We start from the raw sequence: 19,730 nt of genomic DNA on the forward strand, positions 1-19,730 counted from the left end.
GGCTCATGGCTGTGAGACGATGGCCGGCAACCCGTGATACCCGTGTGTTTGGCAAAACAGGACCCAGAACAAAAGCCGATGAAGACTCCAAAACGCATAGAACCACTGATAGAAGACGGGCTGGTCGATGAAGTCATCCGACCCCTGATGAGTGGCAAGGAAGCCGCGGTGTACGTGGTGCGGTGCGGTACCGAGCTGCGCTGCGCCAAGGTCTACAAAGAGGCCAACAAGCGCAGCTTCCGTCAGGCCGCCGAATACCAGGAGGGCCGCAAGGTGCGCAACAGCCGCCAGGCGCGGGCCATGGCCAAGGGCTCCAAGTATGGGCGCAAAGAGGCCGAGGAGGCCTGGCAGAATGCCGAGGTGGCAGCCCTGTTTCGCCTGGCCAGTGCCGGCGTGCGGGTACCCAAGCCGTTCGATTTTCTCGATGGCGTGCTGTTGATGGAGCTGGTGTCCGATGCCCATGGCGATGCGGCGCCACGCCTGAACGACGTGCACCTGGAGGCCGATCAGGCCCGCGAGTACCACGACTTCGTGATCCGCCAGATCGTGCTGATGCTGTGCACCGGCCTGGTGCATGGCGACCTGTCGGAATTCAACGTGCTGCTCGGCCCTGACGGCCCGGTGATCATCGACCTGCCCCAGGCGGTGGATGCGGCCGGCAACAACCATGCGTTCAGCATGCTCGAGCGCGATGTGGGGAACATGGCCGGGTACTTCGGCCAGTTTGCCCCGGAGCTCAAGGCCACCCGCTACGCCAAGGAAATGTGGGCGTTGTACGAGGCCGGCGAGCTGACTCCGGAAAGCCCGCTGAGCGGGCAGTTCGCGGAGGACGAGCACAGCGCCGATGTCGACGGGGTGATGCGCGAGATCGAAGCGGCGCGCCTGGACGAGGCGCGCCGGCAGGCTGCACGCGCCGAGGCGGAGAACGGCCCGGCCAAGGCCGAGGAACCGCCACCGCCGTGGATGCAGTAACGCGCTAGTGACAGCAGCTGCCGGCTGCCAGGTCCTTGAGGATCGGGCAGTCGGGGCGATCGTCCCCCTGGCAGTGGGCGACCAGCTCGCTCAGCGTATCGCGCAGGCTCACCAGCTCGTCGATGCGCCGGTTCAGGTCAGCGATATGCTCGTTGGCCAGGGCTTTCACGTCGGCGCTGGCGCGCTGGCGGTCCTGCCACAAGGTCAGCAGTTTGGCCACTTCCTCCAATGAAAACCCCAGGTCTCGCGAGCGCTTGATGAATGCCAGCGCGTGCAGGTCGTCCTGCTGGTAGAGGCGGTAGCCACTGTCGCTGCGCGAGGCCGGCTTGAGCAGGCCGATGGACTCGTAGTAGCGGATCATCTTGGCGCTCAGGCCGGTACGTTTGGCGGCTTGTCCGATGTTCATGGGGCATCGTCCTGTGGCGGCGTTTGCGGTTTCCAGGTTTTGAGCAGCAAGGCGTTGCTGACCACGCTGACGCTCGACAAGGCCATGGCCGCCCCGGCCAGCACCGGGTTGAGCAGGCCGAAGGCCGCCAGCGGAATACCGATCAGGTTATAGATGAAGGCCCAGAACAGGTTCTGGCGGATCTTGGCGTAGGTCTTGCGGCTGATCTCCAGGGCGGCCGGTACCAGGCGCGGGTCGCCGCGCATCAGGGTGATGCCGGCGGCCTGCATGGCCACATCGGTGCCGCCACCCATGGCGATGCCGATGTCGGCGGCGGCCAGGGCCGGCGCGTCGTTGATGCCATCACCCACCATCGCTACCACACCCGATTTCTTCAGTTCGAGAACAGTGGCGGCCTTGTCGGCCGGCAGCACCTCGGCGTATACGTCATTGATGCCAAGGGCCTGGGCCACCACCTTGGCGCTACCGCGGTTGTCGCCGGTCAGCAGGTGGCTGCTGATGCCCTGTTGGCTCAGCTGGCGTACGGCGGCGTCTGCGCCAGGCTTGAGGCTGTCGCCGAAGGCGAACAGGCCCAGCACCCGTGGTTGCGCACCGCGCTCGATCAGCCACGACAAGGTGCGCCCCTCGGCCTCCCAGGCCTGGGCGCTGGTGGCGAGTTCACCCGGTTGCAGGCCGCTTTCTTCCAGCAGGCGACGGTTGCCCAGGGCCAGGTCGCGGCCATTGAGGTGGCCGGCGATGCCGCGGCCGGTCAGCGATTGGCTGTCGTCGATGTCGGGTACGGTCAGGCCCTGCTCCTGGCAGGCATCCAGTACCGCCTTGGCCAGCGGGTGTTCGCTGCCGCGTTGCAGGGCGCCGGCCAGTTGCAGCAGTTCGCCTGCCTCGATGCCCTGGGCCTTGCTGTGAACGATGCGCGGGCTGCCGGAAGTGAGGGTGCCGGTCTTGTCGAACACCACGCGGTTGACTGCATGGGCACGCTCCAGCGCTTCGGCGTCCTTGATCAGGATGCCGTGGCGCGCGGCCACGCCGGTACCGGCCATGATCGCGGTGGGTGTGGCCAGGCCCAGGGCACAGGGGCAGGCGATGACCAGCACGGCCACGGCATTGATCAGCGCGGTTTCGATTGGCGCGCCGGCCAGCCACCAGCCGACCAGGGTTGCCAGGGCCAGCACCAGCACGGCTGGCACGAACACCTGGCTGACCCGGTCGACCAGTTTCTGGATGGGGGCCTTGGCGGCCTGGGCGTCTTCGACCAGGCGGATGATGCGCGCCAGCACGGTTTCAGTACCCAGGGCCAGCACACTTACCAGCAGGCGGCCTTCGCCGTTGATGGCGCCGCCGGTCACGCGGTCGCCCGGCTGCTTGGGCACGGGCAGGCTTTCGCCGCTGATCAGGGCTTCGTCGGCATGGCTCTGGCCCTCGATCACCTCACCGTCCACCGGGAAGCGTTCGCCGGGCAGTACCCGCACCAGGTCATGCAGGCGCAGGGCGCTGATGGGTACGTCGCGCTCCTGGCCGTCGATCACCTGCAGGGCGCGCTCAGGGCGCAGAGCTTCGAGGGCGCGGATGGCACTGGCGGTCTGGCGCTTGGCGCGGCTTTCCAGGTACTTGCCCAGCAGCACCAGGGCGATGACCACCGCCGAGGCTTCGAAATACAGGTGCGGCATGCTGCCTGCGGTGGCCCGCGCCCATTCGTACAGGCTCAGGCCGTAACCGGCGCTGGTGCCCAGGGCTACCAGCAGGTCCATGTTGCCGGCCCCGGCGCGTACCGCCTTCCAGGCCGCGACATAGAACCGTGCGCCCAGGATGAACTGCACGGGGGTGGCCAGTACGAACTGTGCCCAGGCCGGCAGCATCCAGTGGATGCCGAAGGGCTGCAGCAGCATCGGCAGCACCAGCGGCAGGGCCAGCAGTATGGCCAGGCCGACCGACCAGCGCTCCTTGCGCAGGCGTCGCTCGGCGTCGGCCTGATCGGCCTTGCCCGCTTGCGGCAGGCTGGCCGTGTAACCTGCCTGGGTCACCGCGTCGATCAGCAGCGCGCTGTCGACCTGCCCCAGCAGCTCGATGTGCGCGCGCTCGTTGGCCAGGTTGACGCTGACCCGCTGTACGCCGGGCACCTTGTTCAAGGCCCGCTCCACGCGCCCGGCACAGCTGGCGCAGGTCATGCCGCCAATCTGCAGTTCGAGGCTCTGGGCGGGCACGCTGTAACCGGCCTGGCTGACGGCGTCGACCAGTGCCGGCAGGGCGCCGGCAGGGGCTTGCACCCGGGCGTGTTCGGTGGCGAGGTTGACGCTGACGTGTTCGGCGCCGGCGACTTTGCGCAGGGCGCGCTCGACACGACCGGCGCAGCTGGCGCAGGTCATGCCTTGAATCGGCAGATCGAAGGTGGTTGATGCGGACATGGGGCTCTCCTCCTTGGACAGGCGCCAAGCATCAACCTTACCCCATTGGCAAGGTCAATAGCCCAGAGCGGCCTTCTTCAGGCTGAGGCCATTGTTGTCCATGACGATGCGGTACTTGTTGACCTGGCCCGCCAGTACGTTGATTCGTGTGCTGCGCTGGTTCTCGATGCCGTTGTTGCAACCCGGTGCCTGCCCGGGAAGCAGGCGCAGGCGCACGTTCACCGGGCCGCCCGGCAGGTTGAACGAGGTGGAGTGTTCCTGGAACAGTCGCGCCGACAGCTGGTCGTTGAGATAGATGCCGATCTCGCAGGACGTGGCGACCTCCAGACGCTCGCGGGAAATGATCAACACGCTGTAGTCCGACGGCCCTTCGGCGCTGGCCAGGGGCACGATGCTGCACAACCCGAGCAAACCGATAAGGCCCAATGCTGCCCTGCCCATGAATGAATCTCCTGCTGATCGTTCGACAAGGGCGCAGCTTGGCCGAGCTTGGCGCGGATTTCCAGTTCGGCATGCACTTGACCTTGCCCCGATGGCAAGCTTGAGACTGCGCTCAAATCCCAAGGAGGTAGTTCCCATGCAAGTATTCACTGTTCAAGGCATGACCTGTGGCCACTGTGTGAAGGCCGTGACCCGTGCGGTACAGAGCCAGGATGCACAGGCCATCGTAGAGGTGGACCTGGCCAGCAAGCAGGTGCGCGTCGACAGTTCGCTGCAGGCGCCGCAGATCGTGCAGGCGATTGTCGATGAGGGTTACAAGGCCGAGCTTGTGGCCTGAACAAGCCGGTAGCCGCTTCGCCTGTAGGAGCCAGCCTTGCTGGCGAACCGGCGCGAAGCGGCTACCGACCCTGCATGGGCGGTGTGTCTGCTGCACTGTGCATTCCGGTGTGCGAGCGCTGCGCGCTCGATCCCCGGCAAGGCCGGCTCCAACAAGGGGCGCACGTGCCAGCGAATTCGGCAAAAGATTCGCGGCTTATCCATGGCAGCCCGGTTAGACTAAGGCACTTGCTTAGCCTGCTATGGATTCCCGATGAACCTGCGCACCATCCTGATCCTCGGCGCACTCAGTGCGTTCGGGCCGTTGGCGATCGATTTCTACTTGCCCGGCTTCCCGGCAATGGCCCTGGCCTTTGCGACCGACGAAAAACACATCCAGACCACCCTGGCGGCCTATTTCCTGGGCCTGTCGCTGGGGCAGCTGGCCTATGGCCCGGTGGCCGACCGCTTCGGTCGACGCATTCCGCTGCTGGTCGGGGTGACCCTGTTTACCCTGGCGTCGCTGGCCTGTGCCTTTGCACCGAGCCTGGACGCCCTGATCGCCGCGCGTTTTGTACAGGCCCTGGGTGGTTGCGCAGGCATGGTGCTGTCGCGGGCCATCGTCAGCGACAAGTGTGATGCAGTGGCTTCGGCCAAGGTGTTCTCGCAACTGATGCTGGTGATGGGCCTGGCGCCGATCCTTGCCCCGATGCTGGGCGGGGTGCTGGTCAACCTGTATGGCTGGCAGTCGATCTTCCTCGTGCTCACCCTGTTCAGCGCCGGCTGTACGCTGGCCGTTGCCCTGGGCCTGCCGGAGAGCCTGCCTTCCAACCAACCACGCCAGCCGCTGTCGGGGGCGTTGCGCCAATACGGGCGCCTGCTCAAGGACCGCGTGTTCATGGGGCATGCACTGACCGGCGGCATCGCGATTGCCGGCATGTTCGCCTATATCGCCGGGTCGCCCTTCGTGTTCATCAAGCTTTATGGGGTACCGGCCGAACATTACGGCTGGCTGTTCGGCAGCAATGCGGCGGGCTTCATCCTGGTGGCGCAGGTGAATGCGCGATTGCTGGCCAAGCGTGGGCCTGCCTTTTTGCTGGCCCGCACGGTGTGGGTATACCTGGCGGCCGGGCTGGTGCTGCTGGGAATCAGCGCGCTGCATACGCAGGCGCTGTGGCCGTTGCTGGTGCCGCTGTTCGTGTGCATTGCCAGCCTTGGCTGCATCATCCCCAACGCCTCGGCCTGCGCCATGAGCGGGCAGGGTGCCCGCGCCGGCAGTGCCTCGGCGTTGCTGGGGTGCGTGCAGTTCAGCGTGGCGGCGGGTGCGGCTGCCCTGGTGGGAGTGCTGCATGACGGCAGCGCGCTGCCGATGGCGCTGGTCATCAGCCTGTGCGGTGCGGCGGCGGTGGGCGTGGCTATGTTGACCCGACGCCTGCAGCTCAGCCGACCTGCTTGAGCGGGTGCGGGGCCCGCAAGCGTTGTTGCAGGGTGTCGACAAAGGCGCGAGCCTCGGCCTCGCTGCGAAAGCTGACCACATGCTGGTCGAGCTGAACCTGCCACGGGCACCCGGGTTTGCGGGCTGATGCACTGACGATAATCTTCATCGCTGCCTACCTGTGTGGTTGGGTAAATGCAGCAGCATTGTAGCGCCGCGACCGGGCCCCGGCATGACCGGCGTCAGTGTACTGACTGACGGTCATGCCGGGGCCCGGAGGGGCTCAGAACCCTTCCAGCACGATTTTGCCCTTGGCTGCACCGCTTTCGAGCAGCGCATGAGCCCGGCGCAGGTTGGCTGCATTGATCGGGCCGAAATGCTCGCCCAGGGTGGTCTTGAGGGTGCCTGCGTCGATCAGCTCGGCCACGCGGTTGAGCAGCGTGTGCTGCGCCTGCATGTCGGCGGTTTCGAACAGCGAGCGGGTGTACATGAATTCCCAGTGCAGCGACAGGCTCTTGCGCTTGAGCTTGGTCACGTCCAACTGCTTGGGGTCGTCGATCAGCGCCAGCTTGCCCTGCGGGGCGAGTGCCTCGACCAGCTGGTCCAGGTGCTGGTCGGTCTGCGTCAGGCTGGCAACGTGGGTAACGCTATCGATACCCTGCGCCTTCAGGGCCTGGGCCAGGGGCTGACGGTGATCGACTACCACATCGGCGCCCAGTTCCCTTACCCAGGCCTGGGTTTCGGGACGTGAAGCGCTGGCGATGACCTTGAGCCCGGTCAGTTGGCTGGCCAGTTGAGTCAGGATCGAACCGACGCCGCCGGCGCCACCGACGATCAGCAGGCTCTGGCCCAGGTCGGCCTTGCCTTCGGCGATCTGCAGGCGTTCGAACAGCAGCTCCCAGGCGGTAATGGCGGTCAGCGGCAATGCGGCGGCTTCGGCGAAACCCAGGGTTCGGGGCATGTGCCCGACGATGCGCTCGTCGACCACGTGCAGCTCGCTGTTGCCCCCGGCGCGGGCGATGGAGCCTGCGTAGTAGACCTTGTCGCCAGGTTGGAACAGGCTGACCTCGCTGCCCACCGCCTTGACCACACCGGCAACGTCCCACCCCAGCACCTTGGCCACGCCGGCCTCGGGTTGCACGTTCTGGCGCACCTTGGTGTCGACCGGGTTGACCGAGATGGCGTGCACCTGCACCAGCAGGTCGCGCGGGCCAGGCTGCGGGGCGGGCAGCTCGATGTCCTGCAGCGCGGCGGGGTCGGCGATCGGCAACGATTGATAGTAGGCAATGGCTTTCATGAAGAGGTCCTTGAGGGGGGGAGTGCCGCCATCATCAGTGCTTTCACTTGGGGTTAAAACCCGATAAAACGGCAGATACTTTCATTTTTTTTTTGATAATGAGGCCGACAAGTGCTGCGTACCGATGATCTGCAACTGTTCGTGCGCGCCGCGGAACTGGGCAGCCTGTCGGCCGCTGCGCGCCAGCTCGACCTTTCGCCGGCAGTGGCGAGCGCAGCGCTCAAGCGCCTTGAGGCGCAATTGAAAGTGCGGCTGCTGGCCCGTTCGACGCGCAGTCTGCGCCTGACTGCTGAAGGCGAGGGGTTCCTCAACCACGCCCGGGTAGCCTTGGCCAGCCTCGAGGAGGGACGGCGGGCGTTGGCTCAGGGCCAGGCCGAGGTGAGCGGCGTGCTGCAGTTGTCGGCACCGTCGGATTTCGGACGCAATGTGCTGTTGCCCTGGTTGGACCAGTTGCAGCAGGCGCACCCGTTGCTGAACGTGCGCCTGCTGCTGGGCGATCGCAATGCCGACCTGTTTCGCCAGCCGGTGGATGTGGCGCTGCGCTACGGCACCCCCGAAGACTCGAGCCTGGTGGCGTTGCCCCTGTGCCCCGACAACCGCCGGGTGCTGTGCGCCGCACCTGATTATCTGGCGCGCCATGGCCAACCGGCGACGGTTGCACAGCTGGCCGAGCACAACTGCCTGCTGTACCAGTTGGGTGGCCGTGTGCATGACCAGTGGCGCTTCAGTGACGGGGCCGCGACACAGACGGTGCTGGTGCGTGGCGACCGCTTTTGCGACGACGCCGACGTGGTACGGCGCTGGGCCGTGGCAGGTGTGGGCATTGCCTACAAGTCCTGGCTGGATGTGGCAGCCGATGTGAAGGCCGGGCGCCTCGAAGTGCTGCTGCCCGGGGTGCGGGGTGAAGCTGCGCCGCTGAATCTGCTGTGCACCCACCGGGCGCAGCTCGGCAAGCCGGTGCAGTTGCTGCGCGACGAACTCAAGGCCAGATGCCGGCACCTGCTGGAGCCGCTGCTGGCGATGACCGGCTAGGCAGGGCCGGCTGTCGGGCGCTGGATCAGGGTCATACATTTCATTTTAGGTTGAGTGACTTGTTTACCTTGGATGTAGGGCGTTGCGCGCTCATCGGCCCTTGAGCGCAACCCTCGCTCTGCAGGGAAAGCCGCCCCCATGCGGCTGTGGTGCCAGGGGCGGAAGGCCCGCCACCCGAAAGTGACCTTTGCAGAAGGCCACATGGTTGCCCAAAACGGGCAATTTTGCCGGAGATAGAGGCCGTTTAAGTGCTTACAGGCCGGCATATACTTGCCCCCGCAGTCGTTACCAGCAAGAGACGTTTCCATTGCAGGGGCGGGCAAGTTACGTCTTCGGAATCCGCAGGGAGTGCAGATATGAAACCTGTAGCAAGTATCAGTGTGATCGCCAGCCTGCTGGCTGACCCCAAGCGCAGCGCCATGCTGTGGGCCTTGATCGACGGTCTGGCCCGCCCCTCCGACGAGTTGGCCAGGATGACCGGCCTGACACCTTCTTCCACCTGCGCTCACCTTGGGCGCCTGCTGGCAGGGGGGTTGCTGAAGATAGAGGCGCGCGGGCGCAAACGGTATTTTCGGCTGGCAGCCCCGGAGGTGGGCGCCGCTGTGGAGGCGCTGGCCAGTGTGCCGGTGCGCGAGCATTTTCGTCAGGGCGTGCGTGTCAGCCGGGAGGCGCCGGGGATCCCGCTGGCGATGCGCCGCGCACGCTTGTGCCGTGACCACCTGGGCGGTGAGCTGGCGGCCGACCTGTACCAGCGCTTGCAGGAGGCCAAGTGGCTGGAGCTCTGCGACCGCCAGTTGGAGGTCAGCTCGCTGGGGCGCCTGCACTTTGCCGACTTTGGCATCTTCGTCGAGGCATTGGCACTGCGCGAGGGCAGAGCCTGCAGTGCGTGCAGTTGCTGCAGCGAGTGGAGCGAGCAGCGCCCGCACCTGGGCGGGGCTCTGGGCAGCAGCCTGCTCAGGCTTTTCGTGCAGTCGGGCTGGGTGCGCATGAACGGTGACTCGCGCGCCTTGCACGTCACCCCCGCCGGGTTGCGTGAAATCCCGCTGATTGCACAGTCGCCTATGCCGTTGGCGGTGGGGGAGTAGCCGCAGGTGGCGGGCAAGGCCGACCCACCGGTGATGGGTCGACCTGCCCGCGCAGAGGTCAGGGCTTGAGCAGGCGCGCATCCAGGCTGTTCTGCGCCAGACGCCTGGCCTGGTCCTGGGTCATGCCGAGGTGGGTATGCAGGGCATGGAAGTTCTCGGTCACGTAGCCACCGAAATAGGCTGGGTCGTCCGAGTTCACCGTGACCTTCACGCCACGCTCGAGCATCTCGAGGATGTTGTGTTCGCGCATGTGGTCGAACACGCACAGCTTGGTGTTGGACAGAGGGCAGACGGTCAGCGGGATCTGTTCGTCGATGATGCGCTGCATCAGGCGCTCGTCCTCGATGGCGCGCACGCCGTGGTCGATACGCTGGATTTTGAGCAGGTCCAGGGCTTCCCAGATGTACTCGGGCGGGCCTTCCTCGCCGGCGTGCGCGACCGTCAGGAAGCCTTCGCTACGGGCGCGGTCGAACACGCGCTGGAACTTGCTGGGCGGGTGGCCTTGCTCCGAGCTGTCCAGCCCCACGGCGATGAAGGCATCGCGAAAGGGCAGGGCCTGATCGAGGGTGGCGTGGGCCTCGTCTTCGCTCAGGTGGCGCAGGAAGCTCAGGATCAGGCCACTGCTGATGCCCAGCTTGCGCTGGCCATCCTTGAGGGCTGCGCTGATGCCGGCCAGTACCACCTCGAACGGGATGCCCCGGTCGGTATGGGTCTGGGGGTCGAAGAACGGTTCGGTGTGGATCACGTTCTGTGCCTTGCAGCGCAGCAGGTAGGCCCAGGTAAGATCGTAGAAGTCCTGCTCGGTGCGCAGCACGTCGGCGCCCTGGTAGTACAGGTCGAGGAACTCCTGCAGGTTGTTGAACGCATAGGCCGCGCGCAGGGCCTCCACATCGTTCCAGGGCAGGGCGATGCCATTGCGTTCGGCCAGAGCGAACAGCAGTTCGGGCTCGAGCGATCCCTCCAGGTGCAGGTGCAATTCTGCCTTGGGCAGCGCGTTAAGCCAGTCGTACATAGCGTGTTCTCATCAAGGTGCGGTTGCGCGCCATTCTACAGCGGTTGACGAGGGGCGGCGCGAAACCTGGCCGGATGGTCCGGCAGCAGGAAACCTTCCACAGCAGCTACAGTCTCTAGCCACACCCCTTCTGTTCAAGGCCACCGATGCTCAAGCTACTGACCCAGGAAAAGCTCTTGCTGCTGGCCGTGGTGACCGCCCTGCTGGCCTGGCCATTGGAGCCGCTGTTGCTGGGGCATGGCCATGGCGTGGCGTTGTTGGCCGGGTTCGCGCTGGTGGGGGCGATCGTGTGCGCCTCGATGCGGGTTGCACAGCATGCCGAGCTGCTGGCGGAAAAGGTCGGCGACCCCTACGGCACCATGATCCTGACCCTGTCGGCGGTCTTGGTGGAGGTGGTGATCCTGGCCATCATGATGAGCAATGAGGCTTCGCCGACGCTGGTGCGCGATACCATCTACTCGGCGGTGATGCTCGATATCAACGGGATCCTGGGCCTGGCCGCGTTGATGGGCGGGCTCAAGCACGGCGAGCAGAGCTACAACGACGATTCGGCACGCACCTACAGCGTGATGATCATGACCGCGATGGGCGTATCGATGGTGGTGCCCGAGTTCATCCCCGAAGCCCAGTGGCATCTGTATTCGGCCTTCACCATCGGCGCGATGGTGGTGCTGTATACGCTGTTTCTGCGCATGCAGGTGGGGCCGCACAGCTACTTTTTCAGCTACAGCTACCCGCAGAAGAAACGCCGCGACCCGGTGGCAGGGACGCCGGGCGGCCACAAGGCGCGATCGATCGCGATTCTGATTTCGGGGGTGGTGGTGATCGGCCTGCTGGCCGAAGTCATGTCCAAGACCCTGGACTATGGCCTGGAGGGCAGCGGAGCACCGCCGGTACTGACGGCAATCGTGGTAGCGGCCATCTCTGCCGCGCCCGAGATTCTCACCGCATTGCGCGCGGCGCTGGCCAACCGCATGCAATCGGTGGTCAACATCGCCCTGGGGGCCTCGCTGTCGACGGTGATCCTCACCGTGCCGCTGATGGAGGCCATGGCCCTGTACACCGGTCAGCCGTTCCAGATGGCCATGACCCCGGTGCAGACGGTGATGATCTTCATCACGCTGATCGTCAGCGCCATCAACCTGAACGATGGCGAAACCAACGCGATCGAGGGCATGACCCACTTCGTGCTGTTCGCCACGTTCATCATGCTGGCGCTGCTGGGCCTGTAGCTGCCTAGCCGGCGATCAGTTGCGCGGCGGCCTGGCGGTGATCGGCGATCAGGCCCTTCACGTCCAGCCCTTCGATCTGGCCATCGATCACTCGCCACCGGCCGCCGACCATCACCCGGTCGGCCCGGTCGGCACCGCACAGCAGCAGGGCCGAGAGCGGATCATGGCTGCCGGAAAAACGCAGTTCATCCAGCTTGAACAGGGCCAGGTCGGCCTGCTTGCCCACGGCCAGCTCGCCGATGTCGTCGCGCCCCAGCAGTTGCGCCGAACCTCGTGTGGCCCAGCCCAGCACGCGCTCGGGGGTGATGGCCTCGGCACCGTAGCGCAGGCGCTGCAGGTACAGGGCCTGGCGGGTTTCGAGGATCATGTTGGACGCATCGTTGGAGGCCGAGCCATCCACACCCAGGCCCACTGGCGCACCCGCGTCGGTCAGATCCACGGTGGGGCAGATGCCCGATGCCAGGCGCATGTTGGAGCTGGGGCAATGGCAGATGCCGGTGCCGGCAGCGCCCAGGCGGGCAATCTCGTCGGGGTTGAAGTGGATGCCGTGGGCCAGCCAGGTGCGCGGGCCGAGCCAGCCGACACTGTCCAGATAGTCGACCGTACGCAGGCCAAAGCGCTGCAGGCAGAAGTCCTCCTCGTCGAGGGTTTCGGCCAGATGCGTGTGCAGGCGCACGTCCAGCTCTTGGGCCAGGGTCGCGCTGGCGCGCATGATTTCGGGCGTGACCGAGAACGGTGAGCAGGGGGCCAGGGCGATCTGGATCTGCGCGCCCGCGTCACGCTCGTGGTAGCTGTGGATAAGTCGTTGGCTGTCGGCCAGGATCACCTCGCCCTGCTGCACCGTCTGCTGCGGTGGCAGGCCACCATCGGCTTCACCCAGGCTCATGGAACCGCGGGTGAGCATGGCGCGCATGCCGAGTTTGCGCACACTCTCCACTTGTACGTCGATGGCGTTTTCCAGGCCGTCGGGGAACAGGTAGTGGTGGTCGGCAGCGGTGGTGCAGCCCGACAGCAGCAGTTCGGCCAGGGCTACCTGGGTCGCCAGCTCCAGCTTGGCCGGGGTGAGCCGGGCCCACACCGGGTACAGCGTCTTGAGCCAGGGGAACAGCGGCTGGTTGACCACCGGAGCCCAGGCACGGGTAAGGGTCTGGTAGAAGTGGTGGTGGGTGTTGATCAGGCCTGGCAGTACCACGTGCTCACGGGCATCGAAGGTCTGCTGGCAAGGTGTGGCGGGGGTTTGGCCGAGGCCGAGGACTTCGCGGATGATGCCGCCTTCGAGCACCAGGCCGCCACGGGCGTCGAGGGTGTTGGCGGTAAAGATGGCAAGCGGGTTTTTCAACCAGATACGGGTCGCAGGCATGGTGCCGGCTCCTCTGAAAGTGGGTTCAGGTTAGCCAGCTCAGTGTTGCCCTGTCTGCTGATCCAGGTCCGCCGCGGTGGGCGAAGGGCCGAGTCTACACCCACCGCGCGTCAGATCACCAGATCAGTTTTTCGCCCTTGTAGTTGATGAAATGCAGGCCACCCTTGCCGCTGTTGAGGGTGACCTGTTCAACCATCCCGCCTGTGCTGGTAGGCACGTCGATTTCAGCGCCTTCGCCGCCCATGTCGGTCTGGACCCAGCCCGGGTGCATGGCCAGCACGGTCAGGCCGGTGTCGCCCAGCTGCACGACGAAGCTGTTGATCATGGAATTGAGTGCCGCCTTGCTGGCCTTGTACAGGGCCAGGTCGGGCGCGTCGGGGATGCTCACGCTGCCCAGCACCGAGCTCATGAAGGCGATGACCCCACCCTTGTCGTTGAGCTGCGGGCTCAAGCGCTGCGCCACGCGAATCGGCGCGACGCTGTTGGTCATGAATAGTTCGCCGATATCCGCCAGTTGTACCCGCTCCGGGTTCTGGTCATCAGGGCCCTTGACCCCCGCATTGACGAACAGCAGGTCGAAGGTCTGACCCTTGAGGCGCGCCTGCAGTGCATCGAGCTGATCGGTGCTGTTCATTTCCAGGGTCTCGACCTGTACGCCCGGCACTGCGGCCAGCGCAGGGGCCCTGGCAGGGTCCCGAACGGTGGCGGTCACGTTCCAGCCCTGCTCGCGCAGGCGCTGCACAAGGCCAAGGCCCAGGCCACGGGATGCGCCAATGATCAGTGCGGTTTTGGGGGCGGTCATGGGATAACTCCGTACAGGTGGGCAGAGGATACGCAGCGTAGCATGGCCTGGAGGCTGCTCATAAAATGATCAATCGACGCTGAGCATTGGCCGGCAGGCCTTTGGCGCAGGCGCTCACGGTTTATCCACAGCTTGCTCCACAGTATTTGTGTGCAAGCGCCAGGCACGGTTTTGTGGCCATGGAGCCGGCCCTAAAGGACACCTGGCTGGGGATAAGTCACTGATTCGACGCCGCTTGATGGCCTGTCATCAAATCTTGCTCAAAATATGATCGTTTCTCTGTGAGCCTTGATCCAGAAGGGCTGCAGCCGAGTGCTAAGAGGTTATCCACAGCCGGGCCCACAGTGGATGTGGGCAAGTGTCAGCGCCGTTCGAGCAGAATGCGCCCGCGGCTCAGGTCGGCCAGTTGTCGTTGCACCGGTTCGATCTGCTCCTCGCCAAGCGCCAGCAACAGGTCGACACCGTTGGCGGTGAACTGCTCGTCCATTACCAGGCCGTCGGCTTCGGCGACGCGTAGCTTGAGCAGGGCCAGTTCGCTGAATGCGCAACTGCAGTGCAGCTCGACACGGCTTACCAGCAGGCGCTTTTCGGCCTGTTGCAGGCACTTGTTGGCGCCACCGCCATAGGCCCGGGCCAGTCCACCGGTGCCCAGCTGAATGCCGCCGTACCAGCGAATCACCAGCACCACTACCTGGTCGCAGTCCTGCGCCTCGATGGCCGCCAGGATCGGGCGCCCGGCCGTACCGCCGGGTTCGCCGTCGTCGCTGCTGCGGTACTGCGCCCCCAGTTTCCAGGCCCAGCAGTTGTGGGTGGCGGCCAGGTCGCTGTGCCGTTCGATGAAGGCCTGGGCCTCGGCCGGGCTGCTGATGGGGCCGGCCAGGGTGATGAAGCGGCTCTTGCGGATCTCTTCACGAAACTCGCAAGTGTCCAACAGGGTAAAAGGCATAAGCAGGGTTCAGTTCGGTGGGGTCAGGCCACAGCCTTTGAGGATGATGTGGATAAGGTTGTTGCTGGCGTCTTCCATGTCCTGCTTGGTCAGGCGGCTGCGGCCGGTTACCTGGCAGATCTGTGTGGAGAAGTCGGCATAGTGCTGGGTGCTGCCCCAGAGCAGGAAGATCAGGTGTACCGGGTCGAGGCGGTCCATCTTGCCGGCATTCATCCAGCTTTCGAACACGGCGGCCCGGCCCTTGAACCAGTCGCGGTAGTCCTGGCTGAAGTAGTCGGTCAGGCACTGGCCGCCGCTGATGATCTCCATGGCGAAGATCCGCGAGGCCTGCGGGTTGCGCCGCGAGAATTCCATCTTGGCGCGAATGTAGCGGCTCAGCGCCTCGGCCGGGTCGTCGTCGGCACTCAGGGTGTTGAAGGTGCTGTCCCACAACTCGATGATGTTGCTCAGCACCGCCACGTACAGGCCCAGCTTGTTGGTGAAGTAATAGTGCAGGTTGGCCTTGGGCAGCCCGGCGTTCAGCGCGATGGTGTTCATGCTGGTGCCCTTGAAGCCGTGACGGGCGAACTCGTCTTCGGCAGCCTGGATGATGGCCTGCTCGTTCTTCTGGCGGATACGGCCGGCAGGCCTGGTAGCCTGGAGGCGGTGTGCGGGGACTTCGAAGGTCATGGGCGATTCCGGACAGAGCGGGGTAGTGTGGCACATGCACTGATAACCCAGCCGTGGCAGGCGGGCAAGCGCTCATCGGCGAAAAAGCCGATAAACCGCATCAGCGGGTGGCCGCCAGGCTGTCCAGGAAGCTCTCGAGCACCAGGTGCGGGCGTCGTCCCTTGCGGGTAACCCAGCACAGGCTCAGGTCATAGAAGCGTTCGTCGGGTTTGAGGGCGCGCAGGCGCCCCTGCTGTACCCAGGCGTTGGCGTAGTGGTCGGGCAGGTAGCCGATGTAGCGCCCGGTAAGAATCAGGAACGCCATGCCTTCGCGGTCCGAGGCGCTGGCGGTGCAGTGCAGGTCCTGATACTGGGCCTGGATCTCGGCCGGCAGGCGGAAGGTGGGGGCGATCGCGTCCTGGCTGTTGAGGCGGTCGTCGTCCAGCTGGCGGTCATCGGCATAGAACAGCGGGTGCCCGACCGCGCAATAGAGCAGTGAGCGCTCACTGTACAGTGGCTGGTACTCGAGCCCCGACAGCGGGCTGGTCTGGGGGACCACGCCGACGTGCAGGCTGCCGTCGAGCACGCCCTGTTCGACCTGGCTGGGAGCGATCATGCGGATCTGAATGCGTACCTCCGGCCCCCGGTCCTTGAGCTGCGCCAGGGCATGGGTGATGCGCATGTGCGGCAGGGTCACCAGGTTGTCGGTGAGGCCGATGTTCAGCTCGCCGCGCAAGTGCTGGTGCAGGCCGTTGACTTCGGTGCGAAAGCTTTCCAGCGCGCCGAGCAGTTGCAGTGCGCTCTGGTACACCTCGCGGCCCTCTTCGGTCAGCGAGAACCCGGCACGGCCGCGCTGACACAGGCGCAGGCCCAGGCGTTGCTCCAGGTCGCTCATCTGCTGGCTGATGGCCGAGCGGCCGATGCCCAGCACGTTCTCGGCTGCGGAGAAGCCGCCGCATTCCACCACGCTGCGGTAGATTTTCAACAGACGGATGTCGAAATCACTGACCTGCGCAAGCGGCTCCGGGCGACGGCTCATAGTTTAGTGTCCAGCTAACTGAAGATTAGAAAAGTAGGCTTTTTCAGACTTTATCCCCGTGACAACTTAGCTGCAACAACGTTTGCCTCCCTCATGTTGCTCATTGCCTTGCGAGGTTTGTCCCATGAATCTGCCTGAAAACGCTCCCCTCGGCCTTGCCAGCCAGCTCAAGCTGGATGCGCACTGGATGCCCTATACCGCCAACCGCAACTTTCAGCGCGACCCGCGCCTGATCGTCGCCGCCGAAGGCAGCTACCTGACGGATGACAAGGGGCGCAAGATCTATGATGCGCTGTCGGGGCTGTGGACCTGCGGCGCCGGGCATACCCGCAAGCAGATTCAGGAAGCGGTGTCGCGTCAGCTGGGTGTGCTGGATTATTCGCCGGCCTTCCAGTTCGGCCACCCGCTGTCGTTCCAGCTGGCCGAGAAGATCACCGACCTGACCCCGGGCAACCTGAACCACGTCTTCTATACCAACTCCGGTTCCGAATGCGCCGATACCGCGCTGAAGATGGTGCGTGCCTACTGGCGCCTCAAAGGCCAGGCGACCAAGACCAAGCTGATCGGCCGTGCCCGTGGCTACCACGGCGTGAACATCGCCGGCACCAGCCTGGGCGGCGTCAACGGCAACCGCAAGATGTTCGGCCAGTTGCTGGATGTGGACCATATCCCGCACACCCTGCTGCCGGGCAACGCATTCAGCAAGGGGATGCCGGAGGAGGGCGGTATCGCCCTGGCCGACGAGATGCTCAAGCTGATCGAGCTGCACGATGCGTCGAACATCGCGGCACTGATCGTCGAGCCGCTGGCCGGCTCCGCCGGTGTACTGCCACCGCCCAAGGGCTACCTCAAGCGCCTGCGCGAGATCTGCGACCAGCACAACATTCTGCTGATCTTCGACGAAGTGATCACCGGTTTTGGCCGTATGGGTGCCATGTTCGGTGCCGACGCCTTTGGTGCGACGCCCGACCTGATGTGTATCGCCAAGCAGGTTACCAACGGCGCCATCCCGATGGGCGCGGTGATCGCCAGCAGCGAGATCTACCAGACCTTCATGAACCAGCCGACCCCGGAATACGCGGTCGAATTCCCGCACGGCTACACCTACTCCGCGCACCCGGTTGCCTGCGCTGCCGGCCTGGCTGCACTCGACCTGCTGGAGAAGGAGAACCTGGTGCAGTCGGCTGCCGACCTGGCACCGCATTTCGAACGTGTGCTGCACGGAGTCAAGGGCGCGAAGAACATCGTCGACATTCGCAACTACGGCCTGGCCGGTGCCATCCAGATTGCCGCGCGGGACGGGGATGCCATCGTGCGTCCGTTCGAGATCGCCATGAAGCTGTGGAACGCCGGCTTCTATGTTCGCTACGGCGGCGACACCCTGCAGTTCGGCCCGACTTTCAACACCACCCCGCAAGAGCTGGATCGCCTGTTCGATGCGGTGGGCGAAGCGATCAACCAGGTCGGCTGATCCCTCTCTTTATATAAGCAGGCGCGCGGTGCCGCGCCTGAACCCCCTTTCTGGAGTTCTGCATGAGCATTGTTCAGCATCTGATCCACGGTGAAATGGTTTCAAGCGGTGAGCGCACCGCCGATGTGTTCAACCCGTCCACCGGCCAGGCGGTACGCAAGGTGGCGCTGGCCAGCCGGGAAACCGTGCAGCAGGCCATCGATTCGGCCAAGTCGGCATTCCCGGCCTGGCGCAATACCCCGCCGGCCAAGCGGGCCCAGGTGATGTTTCGCTTCAAGCAACTGCTTGAGCAGAACGAGTCGCGCATTGCGCAGATGATCAGCGAAGAGCATGGCAAGACCCTCGAGGATGCGGCGGGTGAACTCAAGCGCGGTATCGAGAACGTCGAGTTCGCCTGCGCTGCCCCCGAAGTGCTCAAAGGCGAATACAGCCGCAACGTGGGCCCGAACATCGATGCATGGTCCGACTTCCAGCCGCTGGGCATCGTTGCGGGGATCACCCCGTTCAACTTCCCGGCCATGGTGCCGCTGTGGATGTACCCGCTGGCGATTGCCTGTGGCAACTGCTTCATTCTCAAACCGTCCGAGCGCGATCCGAGCTCGTCGCTGTTCATTGCCCAGCTGTTGCTGGAAGCCGGCTTGCCCAAGGGCGTGCTGAACGTGGTGCATGGCGACAAGGTGGCGGTGGACGCGCTGATCGAAGCCCCAGAGGTCAAGGCGCTGAGCTTTGTGGGCTCCACGCCGATTGCCGAGTACATCTATGCCGAGGGCACTCGTCGTGGCAAGCGTGTGCAGGCGCTGGGTGGTGCGAAGAACCACGCGGTGCTGATGCCCGATGCCGACCTGGACAACGCGGTCAGCGCACTGATGGGCGCGGCGTACGGTTCGTGCGGTGAACGCTGCATGGCAATCTCGGTAGCGGTGTGCGTGGGTGACCAGGTAGCCGATGCACTGGTGGCCAAGCTGGTGCCGCAGATCAAGGCGCTGAAGATCGGTGCCGGTACCAGTTGCGGCCTGGACATGGGGCCGCTGGTGACTGCGGCTGCGCGCGACAAGGTGGTTGGCTATATCGATGACGGCCTGGCCGCCGGTGCCGAATTGGTGGTGGACGGCCGCGGCTACAGTGTTGCGGGGCATGAGCAAGGTTACTTCGTGGGCGGTACGCTGTTCGATCGGGTCAGCCCCGAGATGCGTATCTATAAGGAAGAGATCTTCGGCCCGGTGCTGTGTGTGGTACGGGTGAACAGCCTCGAGCAGGCCATGCAGTTGATCAACGATCATGAATACGGCAACGGCACCTGCATCTTCACCCGTGATGGGGAAGCGGCGCGTCTGTTCTGCGACGAGATCGAAGTGGGCATGGTGGGGGTCAACGTTCCGTTGCCGGTGCCGGTGGCCTATCACAGCTTCGGTGGCTGGAAGCGCTCGCTGTTTGGCGACCTGCATGCCTACGGCCCGGATGGCGTGCGCTTCTATACCCGGCGCAAGGCGATCACCCAGCGTTGGCCGCAGCGCGCCAGCCATGAAGCATCGCAGTTCGCATTCCCAAGCCTTTGAGGTCGGGCTGAAAGGAGGGAGGCCGCAAGGCCTCCCTCTTTTGTTTTTCAGCGTTTTTGACCGATGTGACAGATTTATTGCGAATAGCGCTTGACGGGTTTCCAGAAGTCTTTATACTTCGCCCCACTTCCAGCGTAGCAGGAACGAAAAACTCCTTGAATATCAACGAGTTGGGCGTTTCAGGTCAGGCTGGAGGTGCTTCGATCGAAAGATCGGTAGCGGTGAAAAAGGTGGTTGACAGCAGGTTGTAACGCTGTAGAATTCGCCTCCCGCTACGAGAGG

At 64.7% G+C, this 19,730-nt stretch carries 19 protein-coding genes; 8 read left to right on the top strand and 11 right to left on the bottom strand.

The features are described 5' to 3' along the window. Window positions 1-78: 78 nt before the first annotated feature. On the top strand, window positions 79-972 hold the full coding sequence (locus NP552_RS09150) for a PA4780 family RIO1-like protein kinase (RefSeq protein ID WP_043860953.1): 894 nt from the start codon (window positions 79-81) through the stop codon (window positions 970-972). Between the two features lie 4 nt (window positions 973-976). Here NP552_RS09150 and cueR read toward each other — a convergent pair whose 3' ends face one another. Genes cueR through NP552_RS09165 form a run of 3 tightly spaced genes read right to left on the bottom strand, consistent with a single transcriptional unit; the run spans window position 977 to window position 4,218 of the window. Continuing rightward, window positions 977-1,378, bottom strand: coding sequence for a Cu(I)-responsive transcriptional regulator (gene cueR / locus NP552_RS09155; RefSeq protein WP_043860954.1), 402 nt, complete (start codon window positions 1,376-1,378; stop codon window positions 977-979). Then, on the bottom strand, window positions 1,375-3,777 hold the full coding sequence (locus tag NP552_RS09160; protein ID WP_274096655.1) for a heavy metal translocating P-type ATPase: 2,403 nt from the start codon (window positions 3,775-3,777) through the stop codon (window positions 1,375-1,377). Before NP552_RS09160 ends, cueR begins: the two co-directional genes overlap by 4 nt. A gap of 54 nt (window positions 3,778-3,831) precedes the next feature. Beyond that, a complete protein-coding gene (locus tag NP552_RS09165; RefSeq protein WP_054916634.1) occupies window positions 3,832-4,218 on the bottom strand; it encodes a hypothetical protein in 387 nt (128 codons plus the stop codon). A 136-nt stretch (window positions 4,219-4,354) separates the two neighbouring features. Here NP552_RS09165 and NP552_RS09170 point away from each other — a divergent pair, with 136 nt between their 5' ends. Beyond that, window positions 4,355-4,555: a heavy-metal-associated domain-containing protein gene (locus NP552_RS09170; protein ID WP_043860957.1), complete on the top strand. Its 201-nt coding sequence runs from the start codon at window positions 4,355-4,357 to the stop codon at window positions 4,553-4,555. A gap of 252 nt (window positions 4,556-4,807) precedes the next feature. After that, a complete protein-coding gene (locus NP552_RS09175) occupies window positions 4,808-5,989 on the top strand; it encodes a multidrug effflux MFS transporter (protein WP_054916633.1) in 1,182 nt (393 codons plus the stop codon). On the opposite strand, the gene NP552_RS09180 is transcribed toward NP552_RS09175, so the two are convergent. Both NP552_RS09180 and NP552_RS09185 read right to left on the bottom strand, forming a co-directional pair. Next, window positions 5,973-6,137 carry a sensor domain-containing protein gene (locus NP552_RS09180; RefSeq protein WP_116052671.1) on the bottom strand — a complete coding sequence of 55 codons (165 nt, stop codon included), beginning with the start codon at window positions 6,135-6,137 and terminating at the stop codon, window positions 5,973-5,975. The two genes, NP552_RS09175 and NP552_RS09180, sit on opposite strands and share 17 nt — an antisense overlap. 114 nt (window positions 6,138-6,251) lie before the next feature. Then, window positions 6,252-7,265 carry a zinc-binding alcohol dehydrogenase family protein gene (locus tag NP552_RS09185; protein ID WP_043860959.1) on the bottom strand — a complete coding sequence of 338 codons (1,014 nt, stop codon included), beginning with the start codon at window positions 7,263-7,265 and terminating at the stop codon, window positions 6,252-6,254. A gap of 111 nt (window positions 7,266-7,376) precedes the next feature. Here NP552_RS09185 and NP552_RS09190 point away from each other — a divergent pair, with 111 nt between their 5' ends. Further along, entirely contained in the window at window positions 7,377-8,297 is a 921-nt protein-coding gene (locus NP552_RS09190; protein ID WP_043860960.1) for a LysR family transcriptional regulator, read from the top strand. A 356-nt stretch (window positions 8,298-8,653) separates the two neighbouring features. Then, a complete protein-coding gene (locus tag NP552_RS09195) occupies window positions 8,654-9,382 on the top strand; it encodes an ArsR/SmtB family transcription factor (RefSeq protein ID WP_043860961.1) in 729 nt (242 codons plus the stop codon). A gap of 58 nt (window positions 9,383-9,440) precedes the next feature. On the opposite strand, the gene NP552_RS09200 is transcribed toward NP552_RS09195, so the two are convergent. Further along, complete coding sequence (locus NP552_RS09200) at window positions 9,441-10,394, bottom strand: adenosine deaminase (protein WP_054916632.1); 954 nt, start codon at window positions 10,392-10,394, stop codon at window positions 9,441-9,443. Between the two features lie 146 nt (window positions 10,395-10,540). Between NP552_RS09200 and NP552_RS09205 the strand changes: the two genes are divergently transcribed. After that, window positions 10,541-11,626, top strand: a complete 1,086-nt coding sequence (locus NP552_RS09205) for a calcium:proton antiporter (protein ID WP_043860963.1) — start codon at window positions 10,541-10,543, stop codon at window positions 11,624-11,626. Between the two features lie 4 nt (window positions 11,627-11,630). On the opposite strand, the gene NP552_RS09210 is transcribed toward NP552_RS09205, so the two are convergent. From NP552_RS09210 to NP552_RS09230, 5 genes are all read right to left on the bottom strand, one after another. Continuing rightward, entirely contained in the window at window positions 11,631-12,986 is a 1,356-nt protein-coding gene (locus tag NP552_RS09210) for an 8-oxoguanine deaminase (protein ID WP_078481571.1), read from the bottom strand. Between the two features lie 115 nt (window positions 12,987-13,101). Beyond that, entirely contained in the window at window positions 13,102-13,788 is a 687-nt protein-coding gene (locus NP552_RS09215; RefSeq protein ID WP_043860965.1) for an SDR family oxidoreductase, read from the bottom strand. Between the two features lie 361 nt (window positions 13,789-14,149). Then, entirely contained in the window at window positions 14,150-14,734 is a 585-nt protein-coding gene (locus tag NP552_RS09220) for an IMPACT family protein (protein ID WP_043860966.1), read from the bottom strand. A 9-nt stretch (window positions 14,735-14,743) separates the two neighbouring features. Beyond that, window positions 14,744-15,403, bottom strand: coding sequence for a TetR/AcrR family transcriptional regulator (locus NP552_RS09225; RefSeq protein ID WP_100632876.1), 660 nt, complete (start codon window positions 15,401-15,403; stop codon window positions 14,744-14,746). Between the two features lie 100 nt (window positions 15,404-15,503). Beyond that, window positions 15,504-16,421, bottom strand: coding sequence for a LysR family transcriptional regulator (locus tag NP552_RS09230; protein WP_043860968.1), 918 nt, complete (start codon window positions 16,419-16,421; stop codon window positions 15,504-15,506). Between the two features lie 124 nt (window positions 16,422-16,545). Here NP552_RS09230 and NP552_RS09235 point away from each other — a divergent pair, with 124 nt between their 5' ends. Next, window positions 16,546-17,892 (top strand): aspartate aminotransferase family protein, encoded by a 1,347-nt coding sequence (locus NP552_RS09235; RefSeq protein ID WP_100632875.1) that lies wholly within the window; start codon window positions 16,546-16,548, stop codon window positions 17,890-17,892. A gap of 62 nt (window positions 17,893-17,954) precedes the next feature. Beyond that, complete coding sequence (locus NP552_RS09240) at window positions 17,955-19,448, top strand: CoA-acylating methylmalonate-semialdehyde dehydrogenase (RefSeq protein WP_043860970.1); 1,494 nt, start codon at window positions 17,955-17,957, stop codon at window positions 19,446-19,448. Window positions 19,449-19,730: the final 282 nt, after the last annotated feature.

Origin of the sequence: Pseudomonas sp. 8209, from assembly GCF_028682105.1 — a bacterium.
GTDB classification, from domain to species: Bacteria; Pseudomonadota; Gammaproteobacteria; order Pseudomonadales; family Pseudomonadaceae; genus Aquipseudomonas; species Aquipseudomonas palmensis.

What these genes read in the sequence shown, in the direction of transcription:
- NP552_RS09150 (WP_043860953.1), top strand. Translation starts at nt 79, where the DNA reads ATGAAGACTCCAAAACGCATAGAACCACTGATAGAAGACGGGCTGGTC.
- cueR (WP_043860954.1), bottom strand. Translation starts at nt 1,378, where the DNA reads ATGAACATCGGACAAGCCGCCAAACGTACCGGCCTGAGCGCCAAGATG.
- NP552_RS09160 (WP_274096655.1), bottom strand. Translation starts at nt 3,777, where the DNA reads ATGTCCGCATCAACCACCTTCGATCTGCCGATTCAAGGCATGACCTGC.
- NP552_RS09165 (WP_054916634.1), bottom strand. Translation starts at nt 4,218, where the DNA reads ATGGGCAGGGCAGCATTGGGCCTTATCGGTTTGCTCGGGTTGTGCAGC.
- NP552_RS09170 (WP_043860957.1), top strand. Translation starts at nt 4,355, where the DNA reads ATGCAAGTATTCACTGTTCAAGGCATGACCTGTGGCCACTGTGTGAAG.
- NP552_RS09175 (WP_054916633.1), top strand. Translation starts at nt 4,808, where the DNA reads ATGAACCTGCGCACCATCCTGATCCTCGGCGCACTCAGTGCGTTCGGG.
- NP552_RS09180 (WP_116052671.1), bottom strand. Translation starts at nt 6,137, where the DNA reads ATGAAGATTATCGTCAGTGCATCAGCCCGCAAACCCGGGTGCCCGTGG.
- NP552_RS09185 (WP_043860959.1), bottom strand. Translation starts at nt 7,265, where the DNA reads ATGAAAGCCATTGCCTACTATCAATCGTTGCCGATCGCCGACCCCGCC.
- NP552_RS09195 (WP_043860961.1), top strand. Translation starts at nt 8,654, where the DNA reads ATGAAACCTGTAGCAAGTATCAGTGTGATCGCCAGCCTGCTGGCTGAC.
- NP552_RS09200 (WP_054916632.1), bottom strand. Translation starts at nt 10,394, where the DNA reads ATGTACGACTGGCTTAACGCGCTGCCCAAGGCAGAATTGCACCTGCAC.
- NP552_RS09205 (WP_043860963.1), top strand. Translation starts at nt 10,541, where the DNA reads ATGCTCAAGCTACTGACCCAGGAAAAGCTCTTGCTGCTGGCCGTGGTG.
- NP552_RS09210 (WP_078481571.1), bottom strand. Translation starts at nt 12,986, where the DNA reads ATGCCTGCGACCCGTATCTGGTTGAAAAACCCGCTTGCCATCTTTACC.
- NP552_RS09215 (WP_043860965.1), bottom strand. Translation starts at nt 13,788, where the DNA reads ATGACCGCCCCCAAAACCGCACTGATCATTGGCGCATCCCGTGGCCTG.
- NP552_RS09220 (WP_043860966.1), bottom strand. Translation starts at nt 14,734, where the DNA reads ATGCCTTTTACCCTGTTGGACACTTGCGAGTTTCGTGAAGAGATCCGC.
- NP552_RS09225 (WP_100632876.1), bottom strand. Translation starts at nt 15,403, where the DNA reads ATGACCTTCGAAGTCCCCGCACACCGCCTCCAGGCTACCAGGCCTGCC.
- NP552_RS09230 (WP_043860968.1), bottom strand. Translation starts at nt 16,421, where the DNA reads ATGAGCCGTCGCCCGGAGCCGCTTGCGCAGGTCAGTGATTTCGACATC.
- NP552_RS09235 (WP_100632875.1), top strand. Translation starts at nt 16,546, where the DNA reads ATGAATCTGCCTGAAAACGCTCCCCTCGGCCTTGCCAGCCAGCTCAAG.
- NP552_RS09240 (WP_043860970.1), top strand. Translation starts at nt 17,955, where the DNA reads ATGAGCATTGTTCAGCATCTGATCCACGGTGAAATGGTTTCAAGCGGT.